This is a genomic window from Streptomyces millisiae, from assembly GCF_031845425.1.
GTDB lineage: Bacteria > Actinomycetota > Actinomycetes > Streptomycetales > Streptomycetaceae > Streptomyces > Streptomyces millisiae.
In genome coordinates, this window is sequence record NZ_JAVREM010000011.1 from 40,289 (window position 1) to 57,469 (window position 17,181).

Sequence of the window (17,181 nt, forward strand, 5' to 3'; positions counted from 1 at the left end):
AGTCCGCGTCAGCCCGCGGCGGGCATGGTGAGGACCGCCGCCCCGTTGACCCGGTCGGCCGCGAGGTCGTCGAGCGCCCGGTCCGCCTCCTCGAAGGGATAGGGCACCACCGTCGTCCTGATCGGGTGTGCGGCCGCCGTCGCCAGGAACTCCCGCCCGTCGTCACGGGTGTTGGCCGTCACGCTGCGCAGCGTCCGCTCCCGGAACAGGTGGCGCTCGTAGTCCAGTGACGGGACGGCCGAGAGGTAGATGCCCGCGACGCTCAGGGTGCCGCCGCTGTCCAGCGCGGTCAGCGCCACCGGCACCAGATCGCCGACCGGCGCGAAGAGGATGGCGGCGTCCAGCGGTTCGGGCGGCTCGGCGTAGGAGTCGGCGGCCGAGGCCGCGCCGAGTTCGAGGGCCAGGGCGCGGGCGGCCGGGGCCCGGGTGAACACGTGCACGGTGGCGCCCTCGGCGAGGGCCACCTGCGCCGTGAGATGGGCCGAGCCGCCGAAGCCGTAGATACCGAGCCGGCCGCCGGGCGGCAACTCGGCCCGGCGCAGCGCCCGGTAGCCGATGATGCCGGCGCACAGCAGCGGGGCGAGCTCCTGGTCCGAGTAGCCGTCGGGCAGTTCGTAGGCGTAGGCCGCCGGCACGGTCAGGTACTCGGCGTAGCCGCCGTCCGCGTCCCAGCCGGTGTAGCGCGAGGAGGGGCACAGGTTCTCCTGGCCGCGCCGGCAGTAGCGGCAGGTGCCGCACGTGCGGCGCAGCCACGGCACGCCGACCCGGGAGCCCACGGGGTGTCCCACCGCGTCCGGGCCCGCGGCCACGACCTCGCCGACGACCTCGTGTCCCGGTACGACGGGGGACCGGTGCGGCGGGAGGTCCCCGTCGCGGACGTGCAGGTCGGTGCGGCACACGCCGCAGGTGCGCACGCGGACCAGCAGCTCGTCGGCGGCCGGCGTCGGCACCGGCAGCTCCACCGCGTCGAGGCGGCCGGGGGTGCGCACCACCCAGGCGCGCATGGTCGTGGGGATCGCGCCCACGTTCTCGTCCATGCCGCACAAGGTACCGGCGCGGGGCGAGCTGACGGCGTTTTGGGAGAGCGGGCCACGGATCAATAGGATCCGAAGATGATCATAAGACGATGGTCGGCGGCGGCCCTCAGCGCCCTGTTCGCCGTCCTGACGACGGGCGCCCTGACGACGAGTGCGGTCGCCGATCAGTCCGAGCCCGAGGCCGAGGAGGGGCCACCGCCGCGGGTCGAGCTGGTCCTCGACGTGAGCGGCTCCATGCGGGAGCGCGACATGAGCGGGGGCGAGTCCCGCATCGCCGCCGCCCAGCAGGCGTTCAACGAGGTCATCGACGCCGTCCCCGCCGAGGTGCACCTCGGCATCAGGACGCTGGGCGCCGGCAACCCCGGGGACGACCGCGAGGCCGGCTGCCGGGACAGCGAACAGCTCTACCCGGTGGGTCCGGTGGACAGGACCGAGGCCAGGACCGCGGTCGCCACCCTGCGGCCCACCACCGGCTTCACCCCGATCGGCCTCGCGCTGCGCGGCGCCAACGAGGACCTCGGCGACGAGCCAGGGACCCGGAGGATCGTGCTGATCACCGACGGCGAGGACTCCTGCGGCGAGCCAGACCCGTGCGTGGTCGCCCGCGAACTGGCCGCCAGCGGCACCAACCTGGTGGTGGACACCCTCGGCCTGACGCTGGACGACGCGGTGCGCGAGCAGCTGAGCTGCATAGCCGAGGCCACCGGCGGCACCTACACGGCCGTCCAGGACACCGACCGACTGGCCGAACGGCTCAACCAGTTGGTGGGCCGCGCCGAACTGCCGGTCGAGAACCCCACCGCGGTGACCGGCGCCGAGCGGTGCCAGGACGCGCCGCGCCTGGGCGTCGGCGTCTACGCCGACCGTGAGGAGTTCGGCCAGCACCGCTTCTACCAGGTGCCGCTGGCGGCGGGTCAGGAGCTGCGCGCCTCCGTGAGCGTCGCCGCCGACCGCCCGGTCGACCCGGACTACGGCGTGCTGCTGCGCGCGCTCGACGAGGACGGCCAGGAGCTCGTGCGCGGCACCGGGGCGGGCAGCGGCCGCACCGACGTGATCTCCACCGGGCTGCGCTATCCGCTGCCCGAGGTGGACGGCGAGGACGGTGACGACCAGGAGCGGCGCGTCGTCTGCCTGGAGGTCGGCAGCTCGTTCTCGGCGCCCGACGCCGTCGAGCGCACCCCGGGACTGCCCGTCGAGCTGACCGTCGACGTGGTGTCGGCGGCCGACGAGCCGTCGGACGTCGCCGCCTTCGGACTGGCCAGGGGCTGGGTGCCGCTGGTGCTGCTGACGGTCGTCGGACTGCTCGTCGGCCTGGTGTGGGGCCTGTGGGTCCGTATGGGAACCGCTGTGGGGAGGGCCTGATGGGCAGGGCACTGCGACTTTCGCTGCTGACCGCGGCCGTGCTGCTTGCCGGGACCGGGCCGGCCGGCGCGGAGGACGTGGAGATACCGGCCGAGGCGGGCACCAACTTCAGGACCGCCACCGTCCTCGACCAGGGGCAGCAGGGCGGGGCCATGGCCTCGACCGGCGACTACCTGTACTGGATGTTCCCGGTCGCGGCGGGCCAGACGGCCACCGCCGAGGCCACCGTCACCCTGCCGGACCCGGCGGCCCGCAGCGGCCCCTCGACCTGGCGGGTGGACGTCTACGACGGGCTGCGCCGACGGCAGGCGTGCACCGGGGGCGAGCAGCTGGCCACGGCCGCCGAGGACGCCGGCTCGGTGACGCTCAGCTGCACCATCCGCACCGTGCGGAGCTGGGCCGAGCCCTGGTCCGACGACCCGCTGCCCGGCGCCTACTACCTGCGGGTGACGGTGGCCGAGCTCCCGGAGCGCGACCTCGGGCAGCCGATCGACGTCGAGGTCAGGACGGCGGTGGAGGACGCGGGCGGCTCGGCGGACCGGGGCGGCGAGCTGGCCACCCCGCTGCTGCCGGTCGGCACGGCCGGGGTGCTCGCCACCGGTGACGGCACCGAGGACGAGGCGGACGAGGACCGGGCGGAGCCCTACCTGGCGGCTCTTCCCGAGCCCGAGGGCGGCTGGAGCGGCGGCTGGTGGACCCCCCGCTGGCTGTGGACGGCGGGCGGCGGGGTGCTCGGCGCCCTGGCCTGCGCCGGCGGCTACCTGCTGGCCCGCCCCCGTCGCGGCGGCGCCGGCTGACGGGCCGGGACAGAGGGGGACGACGGCGACGCCGGCGTCGTCCCCCTGGGGTGGAGTGATCGTCGCCGGCGATAGCGTGTGCGCATGGATCGCAGTGAGATCGGCATAGACGAGATCCCCGGCCGGAGTGGCCCAGGTGCGACGGTCGAGGTGGAGCCCCGCGCCGTGGGCGCGGTGCGCACCACCTACGCGCCGGAGCCGGACGGCGACCCCGACCCGGGGGAGATCGTGTGGACCTGGGTGCCCTACGAGGAGAACGACGGGCGCGGGAAGGACCGGCCGGTGCTCGTGGTAGCCCGCGAGCAGGCCGCCGAGACCCTGCTCGCCGTCCAGCTCTCCAGCCAGGACCGGGACCACGACCGCGAGTGGATGCCGCTCGGGTCGGGGCCCTGGGACCGCTCGGGGCGGGAGTCCTGGGTGCACCTGGACCGGGTGCTCCGGGTGCACCCGGACGGGATGCGGCGCGAGGCGTGCGCCCTGGACCGGGCCAGGTTCCAGCAGGTCGTCCACAACCTTCAGCTGCGCCACGGCTGGCGCTGAACCCGATCGGCGAGAAGCGGAGAAGTCGAGGACCATGCCCCACCCGTCCGACATCGTGCCCCTGGAACCCATGCCCGTGGACTGGCGGCGGGCGCTGGCGATCGTCGCCCACCCCGACGACGTGGAGTACGGGACGGCCGGAGCCGTCGCCGAGTGGACCGCGGCGGGCAAGGAGGTGGCCTATGTGCTGGTCACCCGGGGTGAGGCGGGGATCGACGGGATCGACCCGGCGGAGTCCGCGCGGATCAGGCAGGGCGAGCAGCTCGCCAGCGCCGCGGCGGTGGGCGTGCGCGAGGTGGAGTTCCTCGATCACCCGGACGGGGTGATCGAGGAGGGCCCCGCGCTGCGGGCCGACCTGGCCGCGGCCATCCGGCGCCATCGACCCGAGCTGCTGATCACCATCAACCACCGGGAGACCTGGGGCGGCCGGGCCTGGAACACGCCCGACCACCGGATCGTGGGCCGGGCCGTGCTGGACGCGGCCGGGGACGCCGGCAACCGGTGGATCTTCCGGGAGCAGCTGGGGGAGGGCGGTCTCCAACCCTGGGGCGGGGTGCGCTGGGTCGCCGTGGCCGGCTCGCCCGAGCCGACCCACGCCCAGGCGGTGGGGGAGGCGGCCCTGGAGCGTGCGGTCGCCTCGCTCGCGGAGCATCGCGCGTACATCGCGGCGCTCAGCGACCTGGCGGCCGAGGAGTACGCCAGGGATCTCCACCGCCAGGCGGCGGCGGTCGTGGCGGAGCGGTTCGGCGGCGTTCCCTGCGTCGGATTCGAGGTTTTCCCGCGCTGATCGGTGGCCTTCCGGTGGCCCTCGTCACAGCCTCTAGACGAGCTACGAAAAGCGATAGAAGGGAAATGTGACAAGAGGCCCGGGACTTTTGGCCCGGGGGTCCGGGCAGAACGGCAGAGGGCTCGGGTGCCTGCCGGCCCCCGGGGTGACATCGCAGGTCAGAGGGGCTTCAGTCGGGCCGGGGCGGATCGCCCCGGCCCGTTTCTTCCGGGGTGGGGGCCCTCGACGGAGGGGTGTGGAGGGACTTTCCTCCCTCGTTTTCACTACGCGGTCGTCTAGTAACAACGGTCCTTGAAAACGGGCAAACCGGTCGTTATCAATGAGATTCGACCGGCTGATTTGATGCTTCTCGCTCGGGTCTGGCCGGAATGTCCCCCGAATCGCAGAGGTAGGTCCCCCATGCCGAACACCACCGCGAACCAGCCCCGCAAGATCTTCGGTGTCCGCAAGCGAGTCGCCGCCGTCGTGACGGCCGCCGTGTGCGGTTCCGTGGCGCTGACGGGCGTGGCGGCGGCCGAGGGCGGCCACGCCGACGTATTCGCCTCGCACACCGCCAGCCAGCTGGCCGACACGACGCAGAGCCAGGCGCACGCCCAGCAGACGGCCGCCAAGGCCGCCGAGGCCCAGGCCGCCGCCAAGGCGAAGGCCGAGGAGGCCGCGCAGGCCGCCGCGCAGGCCGCCGCCAAGGAGAAGGCGGAGAAGACCTGGGTGTCGCCGATATCCGACGACTACTCGCTGACCGCCACGTTCGGCAACAGCGGTGACCGCTGGGCCCACAAGCACAGCGGCCAGGACTTCGCGGTGCCGGTCGGCACCGACGTCCACGCCGTGCACGACGGCACCGTCGTCAAGGCCGGCGGAAACGGCGCCGGCGACGGCCCCGCCTACGGCAACGCCGTCGTGATCAAGCACTCCGACGGCGTCTACACCCAGTACGCCCACCTCTCGAAGATCGAGGTCCGGGTGGGTGAGCGGGTGTCCACCGGCGACCTCATCGCCGAGTCCGGCAACACCGGAAACTCGAGCGGCCCGCACCTGCACTTCGAGGTGCGGAGCACGGCGAACTACGGCTCGGCCGTCGACCCCGTCGCCTTCCTCAAGAAGCACGACCTGGACATCTGAGCCCAGCGACGAACCACCGTCCAACCACGCGCTGACCCCCCGGCCCCCCGTAGGCCCGGGGGGTCAGCGCGGTGTGACGGGGCCGCGCGGCCGCGGCTCCGCCGCCTGCGGCCCCCGCTCAGAACAGCGGCGCCGGGAGCACCCCCTCGAGCGCGAGCAGCGCCCGCTTGGTCTCCAGGCCGCCGCCGAAGCCGCCTATCCCGCCGTCCGCCGCCAGCACCCGGTGACAGGGCACGATCACCGGCAGCGGATTCGCCCCCATCGCGGCGCCCACCGCACGCGCCGCGCCCGGATCGCCGACCCGGTCGGCCAGCTCGCCGTACCCGACGACGCCGCCGAACGGCACCGAGGCCGCGAGCTCCCGGAGCACCTGCCCGGTGAAGCCGGGCGCGAGCGACCAGTCGAGAGCCGTGTCGAAGGACCGCAGCCGCCCCGCGAAGTACGCGTCGAGCTCGGCCCACGCTCCCTCGACCAGCGGGCCGGCCACCGGCTCCTCCGCCGCCGGCACCGGGCGACGCCCCAGGGCCCCCTCCAGACGGGCGAGCGCCCGCCTGGCCGCGCGGTCGTCCGCGTGGAAGACCACGAGCACCAGGCCGCGCTCCGTGGCGGCGAGCAGCAGGGGCCCGATGGGCGTCTCCCGCACCGACCAGGCGCAGGTGGGCCGGGGGTCCGGCTCGGGCCCCGCGGGCCCCTCGCGCGTGTCACGACTCATGTGGGGCAGCCTAGGCCGCCCCACTGACAGTCGGGCGCTCAGTCGCCCAGGCCCGCCCTGACCCGGTCCGGGAAGTCGGTGATGATCCCGTCCACCCCGAGTCCGGCGACCGTGGTCGCCGTGGCCGCGTCGTTGATCGTCCAGGAGTACACCTCGAGCGGCCTGCCGTGCGCGCCACGGACGGCCTGGATGCCCGCCACGTACTCGGCGGTCAGGTCCCGGTACCGCGGGTTGATCTGGTCGACGAACTCGGCGTACTCGGGCACGTCGGCCAGCGCCGGGGTGCCGAGGAAGCCGGTGACCACCCGGGGCACGAGCTCGTGCACGGTGCGCACCGAGTCGGCGTTGAAGCTCTGCACCACGAGGCGGTCGCCGGGACGGCCGCGCAGCCACCCCTCCTCCCGCAGCTCGGCGACGATGTCCTCCTCGATGCCCGGGTAGAGCTCCGGGGACTTGATCTCGAGCAGCAGGCTCTGCCCGTTCTCCTCGAGCAGGTCCAGGTAGTCGCCCAGCGTGGGCACCGGCTCACCGGCGAACTCGGGGCCGAACCAGCTGCCGGCGTCCAGCTGGGCGATCTCCTCGGCCGTGAAGTCCGAGACGTTCCACGGGGCGCGGTCCGGGAAGACCTCCTCGACGTCGGTGGTGCGGCTGAGCGTGGTGTCGTGCAGCAGCACCAGCTCGCCGTCCGCGGTCTGCTGCACGTCGGTCTCGACCCACTCGGTGTCCAGCTCGTGGGCCACGTCCGCCGCGGCCAGGGTGTTCTCCGGCGCGTACCCGGAGGCCCCCCGGTGCGCCACGAGCCGCGGGCCCCGCTCGTGGTCGGCCGCCGCGCCCTCCGCGACCACGGCCGCGGACGCCGCCGACGCCTCGGTGGCGGGCACGGACTCGGGCGACTCGGCGGCCAGCGAGGACGCCGACACCGCGAGTGCCCCGCCGGGGACGAGGAGCGCGAGCGCGCCGACCGTGACGAGCACGCTGATCCGCCCCTTCGGGGTGGGCTTACGCAACTTCGGCATGGGGGGACTCCTGACTTCGGGGCGAAACCCGGGCGACGCCGTGCACCCGGGCGGGGTGGGACGCGGGGAGCCTCCCCGTTCCTGGAAACGAGGAGGGAGAACGACGGTTACCGAGAGTTGAACCCGGGGGGACGACCGGTCAGCCCGCCCGCGTTGTCAGTGCCTGGTCGTACGGTTGGTGCCATGCGGCCCGTTTCTCACATCGAACGTACGGTGGCGCCCTTCGAGGTCGTCAGCCCTTATCAGCCAAGCGGCGACCAGCCTTCGGCCATCTCCGAGCTGGAGAAGCGCGTGAGCGGGGGGGAGAAGGACGTCGTCCTGCTCGGCGCCACCGGCACCGGCAAGTCGGCCACCACGGCGTGGATGATCGAGCGGCTGCAGCGCCCCACCCTGGTCATGGCGCCCAACAAGACGCTGGCGGCCCAGCTGGCCAACGAGTTCCGCGAGCTCCTGCCGAACAACGCGGTGGAGTACTTCGTCTCGTACTACGACTACTACCAGCCCGAGGCGTACGTCCCGCAGACGGACACGTACATCGAGAAGGACTCCTCGATCAACGAGGAGGTCGAGCGGCTCCGGCACAGCGCGACGAACTCGCTGCTCACCCGGCGTGACGTGGTCGTCGTCGCCTCCGTCTCCTGCATCTACGGCCTGGGCACCCCCCAGGAGTACGTGGACCGGATGGTGCCGCTCAAGATCGGTCAGGAGATCGACAGGGACGCGCTGCTGCGGCGCTTCGTGGACATCCAGTACACGCGCAACGACCTGGCGTTCACCCGGGGCACCTTCCGGGTCCGCGGCGACACCATCGAGATCTTCCCGGTCTACGAGGAGCTGGCCGTCCGCATCGAGATGTTCGGCGACGAGATCGAGGCGCTGTCCACCCTGCACCCGCTCACGGGCGAGGTGATCTCGGAGGACGACCACCTCTACGTGTTCCCCGCCTCGCACTACGTGGCGGGGCCCGAGCGGATGGAGCGCGCCATCTCCGGCATCGAGGCGGAGCTGGCCGACCGCCTCGGCACCCTGGAGCGGCAGGGCAAGCTGCTGGAGGCCCAGCGGCTGCGCATGCGCACCACCTACGACATCGAGATGATGCGGCAGATCGGCACCTGCTCCGGCATCGAGAACTACTCGCTGCACGTCGACGGCCGGGAGTCCGGCTCCCCGCCGCACACCCTCCTCGACTACTTCCCCGAGGACTTCCTGCTGGTCATCGACGAGTCGCACAACACGGTCCCGCAGATCGGCGCCATGTACGAGGGGGACGCCTCGCGCAAGCGCACCCTGGTCGACCACGGCTTCCGGCTGCCCTCGGCGATGGACAACCGGCCGCTGAAGTGGGAGGAGTTCCTGGAGCGGGTCGGGCAGACCGTCTACCTGTCCGCGACCCCGGGCGCCTACGAGCTCTCCCGCGCCGACGGGGTGGTCGAGCAGATCATCCGCCCCACCGGGCTCGTCGACCCCGAGGTGGTCGTGAAGCCCACGGAGGGCCAGATCGACGACCTCGTGCACGAGATCCGCACCCGGGTCGAGAAGGACGAGCGCGTCCTGGTCACCACGCTGACCAAGAAGATGGCCGAGGACCTCACGGACTACTTCCTGGAGCTGGGCATCCGGGTCCGCTACCTGCACAGTGACGTGGACACCCTGCGCCGCGTCGAGCTGCTGCGTGAGCTGCGCAGCGGCGAGTACGACGTGCTGGTCGGCATCAACCTGCTCCGGGAGGGCCTGGACCTTCCCGAGGTCTCGCTGGTGGCCATCCTGGACGCGGACAAGGAGGGCTTCCTGCGCTCCGGCACCTCACTGATCCAGACCATCGGCCGTGCCGCGCGGAACGTGTCGGGTCAGGTCCACATGTACGCCGACCGGGTGACGCCGGCCATGGAGCGCGCCATCGACGAGACCAACCGGCGCCGCGCCAAGCAGGTCGCCTACAACGAGGCCAACGGCATCGACCCGCAGCCGCTGCGCAAGAAGATCAACGACATCGTGGCCACCATCGCCCGCGAGGACGTGGACACCCAGGAGCTGCTCGACACCGGCTACCGGAAGTCCGAGGCGGCCAAGAAGGGCAAGGCGCCGCTGCCCGCCGCCTCGCGGGCCGGGGGCAGGGGCGGCAGGGGCGAGAAGGAGCTCACCGACCGGCCGGCCGCCGAGCTGGCCGAGACCATCGAGGAGCTGACCGCCCGGATGCGGGCGGCCGCCGCCGAGCTCCAGTTCGAGATCGCGGCACGGCTGCGGGACCAGGTCTCCGACCTCAAGAAGGAGCTGCGCCAGATGCGGGAGGTGGGCCTCAAGTAGCGCCCGGGGAGGGGTGGGGGCCGCCCGCGCGCCGGCGGCCCCCACCCGGCCGGCTCAGCGGGTGACGCGGATCTCCGCTGCCCGGCGCACGCCGCCGACCGTCACCGTGAGGGTGACGGCGCCGGGGCGCAGGGCGGTCAGCCGCCCGGTGGCCGGGTCGAAGGCCGCCACGGCACCGCGTCCGGCCTCCTCGGCCGGGCCCAGGTGGAGGCCGCGTGAGCCGGCCCAGTCGGCGCTGACCGGGAAGGCCACGGGGACCTCACGGTCCCCCGAGGCGAGGCGCTGGGTGAGCGTGGCGTCCGCCGTCGCCGTCTCGCCGGCCCGCAGCGTGGCGGGCGCGGACAGGTCGAGCGCGTCCACGTGCGGGCTGGTCCGCACGGTCAGCCAGTCCGGCAGCAGGGTCTCGGGCGACCGCCTGGCCTCGGCCTGCTCGTGCGGTGAGACCCGGTCCACGCCCACCAGCGCCCAGCCGGTGAAGCCCCCCTCGTCCGGCGCGGCGGCCGGCGCCTTGCCCGCGTCGCCGCCGATGAAGTACGGCACCCCGTCCGTCCGGTAGCCGTCGAAGACCCCCACGTGCGCGCCGAAGAACGCGGCGCCCTTGCCGGTCTCCCGCCGGAACTCCGCCAGCCACCGCTCGAGCAGCGCGGCCTCGAGACGGTCCGTCAGCTGGCTGGCCGGCCGCACCGTGGTGTCCCGCGGCGGCACGTGTGACATCACCACCACGGAGCCGATCGAGCGGTCCCGCGCCGCCGCGTCGAGCTGCGCCCGCAGCTCGCGCAGCTGGGCGAGGCCGCCGCCGCGCAGGGTCAGCGAGGAGCTGTCCAGCGTGACGAAGCGGGTGCCCTCGTGGTCGAACGTCAGCCGGGCCGGGCCGAACTCCTCCTCGAAGCCGTCGAGGGAGCCGCCCATCACCTCGTGGTTGCCCGGCACGTAGTACCAGGGGACGGCGTCGCCCAGCTCCTCCTCGATCACCTGGCGGGCGAACGCCAGGTCGGCCGGCGAGCCCTCGTCCACCCAGTCGCCGTTGATCACCACGAAGTCGGGGTCGGCGGCCCTGGCCTCGCGCAGCGTCCGCCTGGCCAGGGCCACGATGTCGCTGTCCGGGTCCCGCGCCACGAACTGGGCGTCCGAGACCACGGCGAACCGCCAGTCCCTGGCCGCCGTGTCCGCGGCGGAGCCGATCAGCGGGTCGGTCGAACGGGCGGTCTCGGGGAGCGCCACCTCGGGCGGGGTCTGGGCGCGCAGCTCGTCGAAGACGATCTCGTCGGCGTACCGGGTGTCGGGCCGGGTCTCGGCGACGTAGAAGCGGCGCACGGACACCGGGTAGGCCACGCCCTGCGGCACCTGGAAGGTGATCTGGCGCCACCCCTCCCAGGTGATGTGGGGGCCGCGCAGCACCTGGCCGACACCCTGGGCGTCCACCAGGTGCAGCGAGGGCCAGGAGCCGCGGCCGTCGCCCTCCACCCAGAGCGTGAAGCTCTGCGGCTGGCCGGGGACGGGGATGTCGGCCGGCGGGGTCGCGTAGGCGGCGCGGGTCGCGGTGGAGAGCGAGAAGTCGTAGGCCATCCGCACCCCGGTGCCCTCCCGCCCGGCCGGCTCGGGGGTCAGCGAGCCGCCGGCCCGCGCGTGGCTGAAGACCCAGCGGTCGGCGTCCTCGAAGTCGGCCACCACGGTGTCCCGGAGGCCGACGGTCACCGCCACCGTGGTGGTGACCCCGGCCACCGTCGCGGTGACCAGTCCCGAGGCGGTGGCGGCGTCGGAGGCCGCGGTCACCGTGAAGCCGCCGGCCGCCGGGTCGGGCTCGATCCGGAACAGCGAGGCGTCGTAGTCGAGGGCGACGTCGGCCGGCTCGACGGGCGCCGAGCCGCCGGCGGCGTCGTGGCCGAGCACCCCGAAGAAGCCGGCGGCGCCCGGATCGGCGAGGCCGAGGCGTCGGGTGGTGGGGGTGATCCGGGTCAGCTCGCCGAGCACGGTCAGCTCCGTCGATCCCGCGGCCCGGTGCCGGGAGGCGGTGACCTCGACGGTGCCCGGGCGCCGGGCCGTGAACACGCCGTCGCCGTCCACGACGCCCACCGACGGGCGGGACGAGCGCCAGCGCGGGCCCTCGGCGGCGCCGGCCGGTCCGTGGGTCTCGTCGTGCCCGGTGGCGGTCAGCCGGCGGGTGAGTCCGGGGAAGACCCGCTCGGGGTGGCCGCCCGGCACGGGATCGGCGGTGGGGGCCAGGTCCGGGTCGACGGCGGTGGAGACCCGGTAGCCGGCCACCGCGCCGCTGCCCTCGGGGGCGGTGATGGCCAGGCCGTTGGGCACCTCGCGCTGCCGGCCGTCCGAGGGGCTGTTGACCACGGTGGGCGCGGCGTCGCCCGGCGCCCGGGCGAGCATCGTGGTGGAGCCGCCGCCGTCCAGGTTGAGCGCGCTGTAGGCGCCCAGGTCGGCCATCAGCAGTGCCAGCTCGGTCAGGGTGACCCCGCCGGAGTGCGCCTGCCGGCCGTCCACGGTCAGCACGTACATCTCCCGGCCGTCCCGCGAGAAGCCCACCGCGGTGCGCGGGGCGGTCGCGTTGTTCGGCAGGCCCTCCCAGTTCACCGGCTCGCCCTCGGAGACCAGCACGCCGCGGCCGCCGACCGCGGTGCGCGGCAACGGCCCCCCGTCGCCGGTGCGGGGCGCGTACTCGGTGGTGACCGGGTCGCCGGCGGCCAGCTCGTCGAGGGCCCGGGCCCCGGCGTCCCGGCCGAGCAGCACGTAGGAGTCGTCCGGGATCGGGCCCGCGCCCGGCTTCTCGGACACCGAGGCCACCTGGTCGTCCACCACCACGACCTCGGTGACCTCGGCCGCCCCGGCGACCGGCAGCGCCCGGTCGGCCTCGCCCCACAGGGGGGTGTAGAGGCCGACGCCGCCGGCGGGGACCGTGGCCGCGTTGAAGCCGGTGAGGTCGAGTTCGCCGGCCGGCAGGGTGAGGGTGCCGTCGAAGTAGAGGTCCAGGACGCGGCCCGCGCCGTCGGGGCCGATGGCGGCGGTCTGGACGGCGCTGCCGGAGCCCGAGTGGCGCAGCTCGCCGTCGGCGACGCCGGGACCGAGAGGGGCGCTCGAACCGTTGATGTCGAAGAAGTCGCCGTTGATGGCGGCCACGGTGGTGCGCCCCTCGCCCGGGTCGTGGCCCGCGACCAACTCCTCGACCGTGGCCGCCTCCGCCACCTCGTCGGCCGCGAGGTAGTCGACGCGCAGCTCGCTGGTCAGGTCCACGGTGAGCGCCTGGGCGCTCAGCCACTTGTCGGACTCCAGGCGCCGGTAGGTCGTCAGCTCGGCGCCGGGCGCGACCGGTTGCTCGGTGCGGGACAGCTCGATGCCGTCGCCGTCGGCCACCGACGCGGGGACGGCGCGGACGAGGGCCGGCACCGATGCGGCCACGGCCGGCGGTGGCGCGGACAGGACCGCGAGCGCCGAGGCCACCCCCAGCACGAGCAGTGAACGGGCGCGCGGTCTGAAGCGCGCGGCGACTCCTGACACAGGAACTCCCTAGGACGCGGGCCGCTGTCGGCGCGGTGCGCGCCGACAGCGGCTCAGCGTTCCAAGGAGAACCGGTCTATACCAGAGGGCCGACGAGAACTCTGGGGGAACAACCCCACCGGCCCCGACGGATCCTCACGGGGTGTCAGCTCCGCTTGGCGGCCGCCCGCTTCGCGCGGCCCCGGCCCGGGGAGGTCTTGCCGGTGGTCCCGCCGTCGGCCGGGGACCCGGCGGACGGCAGGTCGCCCAGCAGGTCCCGGAGGAACTTGCCGGTGTGGCTGGCCGGCTCGGCGGCGACCTGCTCGGGGGTGCCCTCGGCGACGACCTGGCCGCCGCCCGAGCCGCCCTCCGGACCCATGTCCACCACCCAGTCCGCGGTCTTGATCACGTCGAGGTTGTGCTCGATGACGATCACCGTGTTGCCCTTGTCGACCAGCCCCGACAGCACCGAGATCAGCTTGCGGATGTCCTCGAAGTGCAGCCCGGTGGTGGGCTCGTCCAGCACGTAGACGGTGGATCCGGTGGAGCGCCGCTGGAGCTCGGCCGCCAGCTTGACCCGCTGGGCCTCGCCGCCGGAGAGCGTGGGCGCCGGCTGGCCGAGCCTGACGTACCCGAGGCCGACGTCCCGCAGGGTGCGCAGGTGGCGGGCGATGCCGGGGACGGCCTCGAAGAAGTCGAGGGCCTCCTCGATCGGCATGTCCAGCACCTCGGCGATGGACTTGCCCTTGTAGTGCACCTCCAGGGTCTCCCGGTTGTACCGGGCGCCGTGGCAGACCTCACAGGGCACGTACACGTCGGGCAGGAAGTTCATCTCGATCTTGATGGTGCCGTCGCCCGAGCAGTTCTCGCAGCGGCCGCCCTTGACGTTGAACGAGAAGCGGCCCGGCTGGTACCCGCGGACCTTGGCCTCCGTGGTCTCCGCGAAGAGCCGGCGGACGTGGTCGAAGACGCCCGTGTAGGTGGCCGGATTCGACCTCGGGGTGCGGCCGATCGGCGACTGGTCGACGTGCACCACCTTGTCCACCAGGTCGTCGCCGGTGATCCGGGTGTGCCGGCCGGGGACCGCCCTGGCGCGGTTGAGCTCGCGCGCCAGGTGGGTGTAGAGGATGTCGTTGACCAGGGTGGACTTGCCCGACCCCGAGACGCCGGTGACGGCCGTCAGCACGCCGAGCGGGAAGCTGACGTCGACGTTCTTGAGGTTGTGCTCGCGGGCGCCGTGCACGGTGAGCTGCCGCTTGCGGTCCACCGGCCGCCGCACCTCGGGGGTGGGGATCGAGCGCTTCCCTGACAGGTACTGGCCGGTCAGCGACTCCTCGTTGGCCAGCAGCTCGGCCAGCGGCCCGCTGTGCACCACCTTGCCGCCGTGCTCGCCGGCGCCCGGGCCGATGTCCACCACCCAGTCGGAGGTGCGGATGGTGTCCTCGTCGTGCTCGACGACGATCAGCGTGTTGCCCAGGTTCCGCAGGCGGACCAGGGTCTCGATCAGCCGGTGGTTGTCCCGCTGGTGCAGGCCGATCGACGGCTCGTCCAGCACGTACAGGACGCCCACCAGGCCGGAGCCGATCTGGGTGGCGAGCCGGATGCGCTGGGCCTCGCCGCCCGACAGGGTGCCGGCGGCGCGGTCGAGCGACAGGTAGTCGAGGCCGACGTCGACCAGGAAGCGGAGCCGCTCGTTGACCTCCTTGAGGACCCGCTCCGCGATGGTCTTCTCGCGGTCGGTGAGCGTCATCTCGCGCAGGAAGTCGGCGCAGGCGCTGATCGACATGCCCGCCACGTCCGCGATGGACCTGCCCTGCACCGTGACCGCGAGGACCAGCGGCTTCAGCCGGGTGCCCCGGCAGCCGGGGCAGGGCGCCTCGCGCATGTAGCCCTCGAAGCGCTCCCTGCTGTTGTCCGTCTCGGCCTCGGCGTACCGGCGCTGGACGAACGGGATCACGCCCTCGAAGGCCGTGGTGTAGGCGCGCTCCTGGCCGTGCCGGTTCTCGTAGCGCACCTCGATCTTGGACTTGTGGCCGTGCAGGATCGCCTTGCGGGCGCGCTGCGGCAGCCCCTCCCACGGGATGTCCGTGCGGAAGTTCAACGCCTTGCCGAGGGCGCCGAGCAGCAGGTTGAAGTACCCCCTGGTCTGCCCGTGCGACCACGGGTGGATGGCGCCCTCCTCCAGGGTCTTCTCCGGGTCGGGCACGATCAGCTCGGGGTCGACCTCCATCCGGCTCCCGAGGCCGCTGCACTCGGGGCACGCGCCGAACGGGGAGTTGAAGGAGAAGGAGCGCGGCTCCAGCTCCTCGAAGGACAGGTCGTCGTACGGGCAGTACAGGTGCTCGGAGAACATCCGCTCGCGCTGCGGGTCGTCCGCCGGCAGGTCGACGAAGTCCAGCACGACCATGCCGCCGGAGAGGCCGAGGGCGGTCTCCACCGAGTCCGTCAGCCGGCGCTTGGCGCTCTCCTTCACCGTGAGGCGGTCCACGACCACCTCGATGGTGTGCTTCTCCTGCTTCTTCAGCTTCGGCGGATCGGTCAGCTGGACCGTCGCGCCGTCCACCCTGGCCCGGCTGTAGCCCTTGGTCTGCAGGTCGGAGAAGAGGTCGACGAACTCACCCTTGCGCTCCCGCACCAGCGGCGACAGCACCTGGAAGCGGCTGCCCTCCTCCAGCGCGAGCACCTTGTCCACGATCGCCTGCGGCGACTGCCTGGCGATCGGACGGCCGCACTCGGGACAGTGCGGGCGCCCGATGCGGGCGAAGAGCAGCCGCAGGTAGTCGTAGACCTCGGTGATCGTGCCCACCGTGGAGCGCGGGTTGCGCGAGGTCGACTTCTGGTCGATGGAGACCGCGGGGGAGAGGCCCTCGATGAAGTCCACATCCGGCTTGTCCATCTGCCCGAGGAACTGCCGGGCGTAGGAGGACAGCGACTCGACGTAGCGCCGCTGGCCCTCGGCGAAGATCGTGTCGAAGGCGAGCGAGGACTTGCCAGAACCCGACAGCCCGGTGAAGACGATGAGCGAGTCGCGGGGCAGGTCGAGCGAGACATTCCGCAGATTGTGCTCGCGAGCGCCTCGCACGATGAGTCGGTCGGCCACGCCGGATGGCACCTTTCGTGTGAATCCCGGACCGCCCGCGGAGCGCAGGCGGCCCGTTCAAGAGTATGGGCGGCATCTGACGAATGTCCCCCGGATGCCTCGGGCCCTGCGCTCCGCACCCTATAGCACGCCCGTTCGATTCCCGGCGGCTTCCCGCCATCTTCACTCGAAGGTGTGAGGGAGATAGCGTGGTGATCATGACCGGACCCACGGCCGACCTCGCCGGCCTCAACGACGCCACGGAACGCCTCGTCGCCGAGGTCGCCACCCTGGACGACGCGGCGGTCACCCAGCCCTCCCGCCTCCCCGGCTGGACCCGCGGCCACGTCCTCGCCCACCTCGCGCGCAACGCGGACGCCCTGGTGAACGTGTTCCAGGGCCGTCCCATGTACCCCAGCCTCGAGGCCAGGAACGCCGACATCGAGCGCGACGCGCCCCGGCCGCTCGCCGCCCACCTCGCCGACCTGCGGGACAGCGCCGACCGGCTCGCCACCACCACCGCGCGGCTCACCGACGACGAGTGGCGCGCCGTCGTGACGCTGCGTGACGGTCAGCGGGACGTGGCCTCCGTCATCCCCCTCCGCCGCTGGGTGGAGATCGAGCTGCACGGCATCGACCTCGACATCGGCCGCACCATCGCCAGCCTGCCGAACGCCTTCCTCGACCGCGCGCCCGAGTACCTCGCCCGCCGCCTCGCCGACCACCCCGACGTGCCGCCCGTCGAGCTGCGCGCCGAGGACGGCCGCAGCTGGCGCACCGGCCGCGCCGGCGAACCGCCGCGGATCATCGTCGGCACCGCCGCCGCGCTCGTCGGCTGGCTCAGCGGGCGCACCGCGGGCAGCGGCCTCACCGCCGCCGAACCGCTGCCCGAGCTGCCCGGCCTCTGACCGCGGGCCGCGCGGCTGTAGCAGACTGACGGCC

12 protein-coding genes are annotated in these 17,181 nt (G+C 73.4%); 7 read left to right on the forward strand and 5 right to left on the reverse strand.

Annotation, left to right across the window (positions count from 1 at the left end; genetic code table 11):
- Nucleotides 1-8 precede the first annotated feature (8 nt).
- A complete protein-coding gene (locus tag RNC47_RS12195; protein ID WP_311598333.1) occupies nt 9-1,004 on the reverse strand; it encodes a zinc-binding alcohol dehydrogenase family protein in 996 nt (331 codons plus the stop codon).
- Between the two features lie 108 nt (nt 1,005-1,112).
- Here RNC47_RS12195 and RNC47_RS12200 point away from each other — a divergent pair, with 108 nt between their 5' ends.
- From RNC47_RS12200 to RNC47_RS12220, 5 genes are all read left to right on the forward strand, one after another.
- Entirely contained in the window at nt 1,113-2,399 is a 1,287-nt protein-coding gene (locus RNC47_RS12200; RefSeq protein ID WP_311598167.1) for a VWA domain-containing protein, read from the forward strand.
- On the forward strand, nt 2,399-3,196 hold the full coding sequence (locus tag RNC47_RS12205) for a hypothetical protein (protein ID WP_311598169.1): 798 nt from the start codon (nt 2,399-2,401) through the stop codon (nt 3,194-3,196). The genes RNC47_RS12200 and RNC47_RS12205 overlap by 1 nt, the downstream gene beginning before the upstream one ends.
- An 84-nt stretch (nt 3,197-3,280) precedes the next feature.
- Nucleotides 3,281-3,736 carry a type II toxin-antitoxin system PemK/MazF family toxin gene (locus RNC47_RS12210; RefSeq protein WP_311598170.1) on the forward strand — a complete coding sequence of 152 codons (456 nt, stop codon included), beginning with the start codon at nt 3,281-3,283 and terminating at the stop codon, nt 3,734-3,736.
- A 34-nt stretch (nt 3,737-3,770) separates the two neighbouring features.
- On the forward strand, nt 3,771-4,523 hold the full coding sequence (locus tag RNC47_RS12215; RefSeq protein ID WP_311598172.1) for a PIG-L deacetylase family protein: 753 nt from the start codon (nt 3,771-3,773) through the stop codon (nt 4,521-4,523).
- A 399-nt stretch (nt 4,524-4,922) separates the two neighbouring features.
- On the forward strand, nt 4,923-5,645 hold the full coding sequence (locus tag RNC47_RS12220; RefSeq protein ID WP_311598174.1) for a M23 family metallopeptidase: 723 nt from the start codon (nt 4,923-4,925) through the stop codon (nt 5,643-5,645).
- 118 nt (nt 5,646-5,763) lie between these two features.
- Here RNC47_RS12220 and RNC47_RS12225 read toward each other — a convergent pair whose 3' ends face one another.
- Both RNC47_RS12225 and RNC47_RS12230 read right to left on the reverse strand, forming a co-directional pair.
- Nucleotides 5,764-6,357 carry a methylated-DNA--[protein]-cysteine S-methyltransferase gene (locus RNC47_RS12225; protein WP_311598176.1) on the reverse strand — a complete coding sequence of 198 codons (594 nt, stop codon included), beginning with the start codon at nt 6,355-6,357 and terminating at the stop codon, nt 5,764-5,766.
- Nucleotides 6,358-6,395: 38 nt separating this feature from the next.
- On the reverse strand, nt 6,396-7,373 hold the full coding sequence (locus RNC47_RS12230) for a glycerophosphodiester phosphodiesterase (RefSeq protein ID WP_311598178.1): 978 nt from the start codon (nt 7,371-7,373) through the stop codon (nt 6,396-6,398).
- 183 nt (nt 7,374-7,556) lie between these two features.
- Here RNC47_RS12230 and uvrB point away from each other — a divergent pair, with 183 nt between their 5' ends.
- Nucleotides 7,557-9,677: an excinuclease ABC subunit UvrB gene (gene uvrB, locus RNC47_RS12235; RefSeq protein WP_311598179.1), complete on the forward strand. Its 2,121-nt coding sequence runs from the start codon at nt 7,557-7,559 to the stop codon at nt 9,675-9,677.
- Nucleotides 9,678-9,731: 54 nt separating this feature from the next.
- Here uvrB and RNC47_RS12240 read toward each other — a convergent pair whose 3' ends face one another.
- The gene (locus RNC47_RS12240; RefSeq protein WP_394814762.1) at nt 9,732-13,181 is read right to left on the reverse strand and encodes a phosphodiester glycosidase family protein; all 3,450 of its coding nucleotides are present in this window, start codon (nt 13,179-13,181) and stop codon (nt 9,732-9,734) included.
- Between the two features lie 145 nt (nt 13,182-13,326).
- A complete protein-coding gene (gene uvrA / locus RNC47_RS12245; protein WP_311598180.1) occupies nt 13,327-16,260 on the reverse strand; it encodes an excinuclease ABC subunit UvrA in 2,934 nt (977 codons plus the stop codon).
- A gap of 197 nt (nt 16,261-16,457) precedes the next feature.
- Between uvrA and RNC47_RS12250 the strand changes: the two genes are divergently transcribed.
- Nucleotides 16,458-17,147 carry a maleylpyruvate isomerase family mycothiol-dependent enzyme gene (locus RNC47_RS12250; RefSeq protein WP_311598182.1) on the forward strand — a complete coding sequence of 230 codons (690 nt, stop codon included), beginning with the start codon at nt 16,458-16,460 and terminating at the stop codon, nt 17,145-17,147.
- The last annotated feature ends 34 nt before the right edge of the window (nt 17,148-17,181 follow it).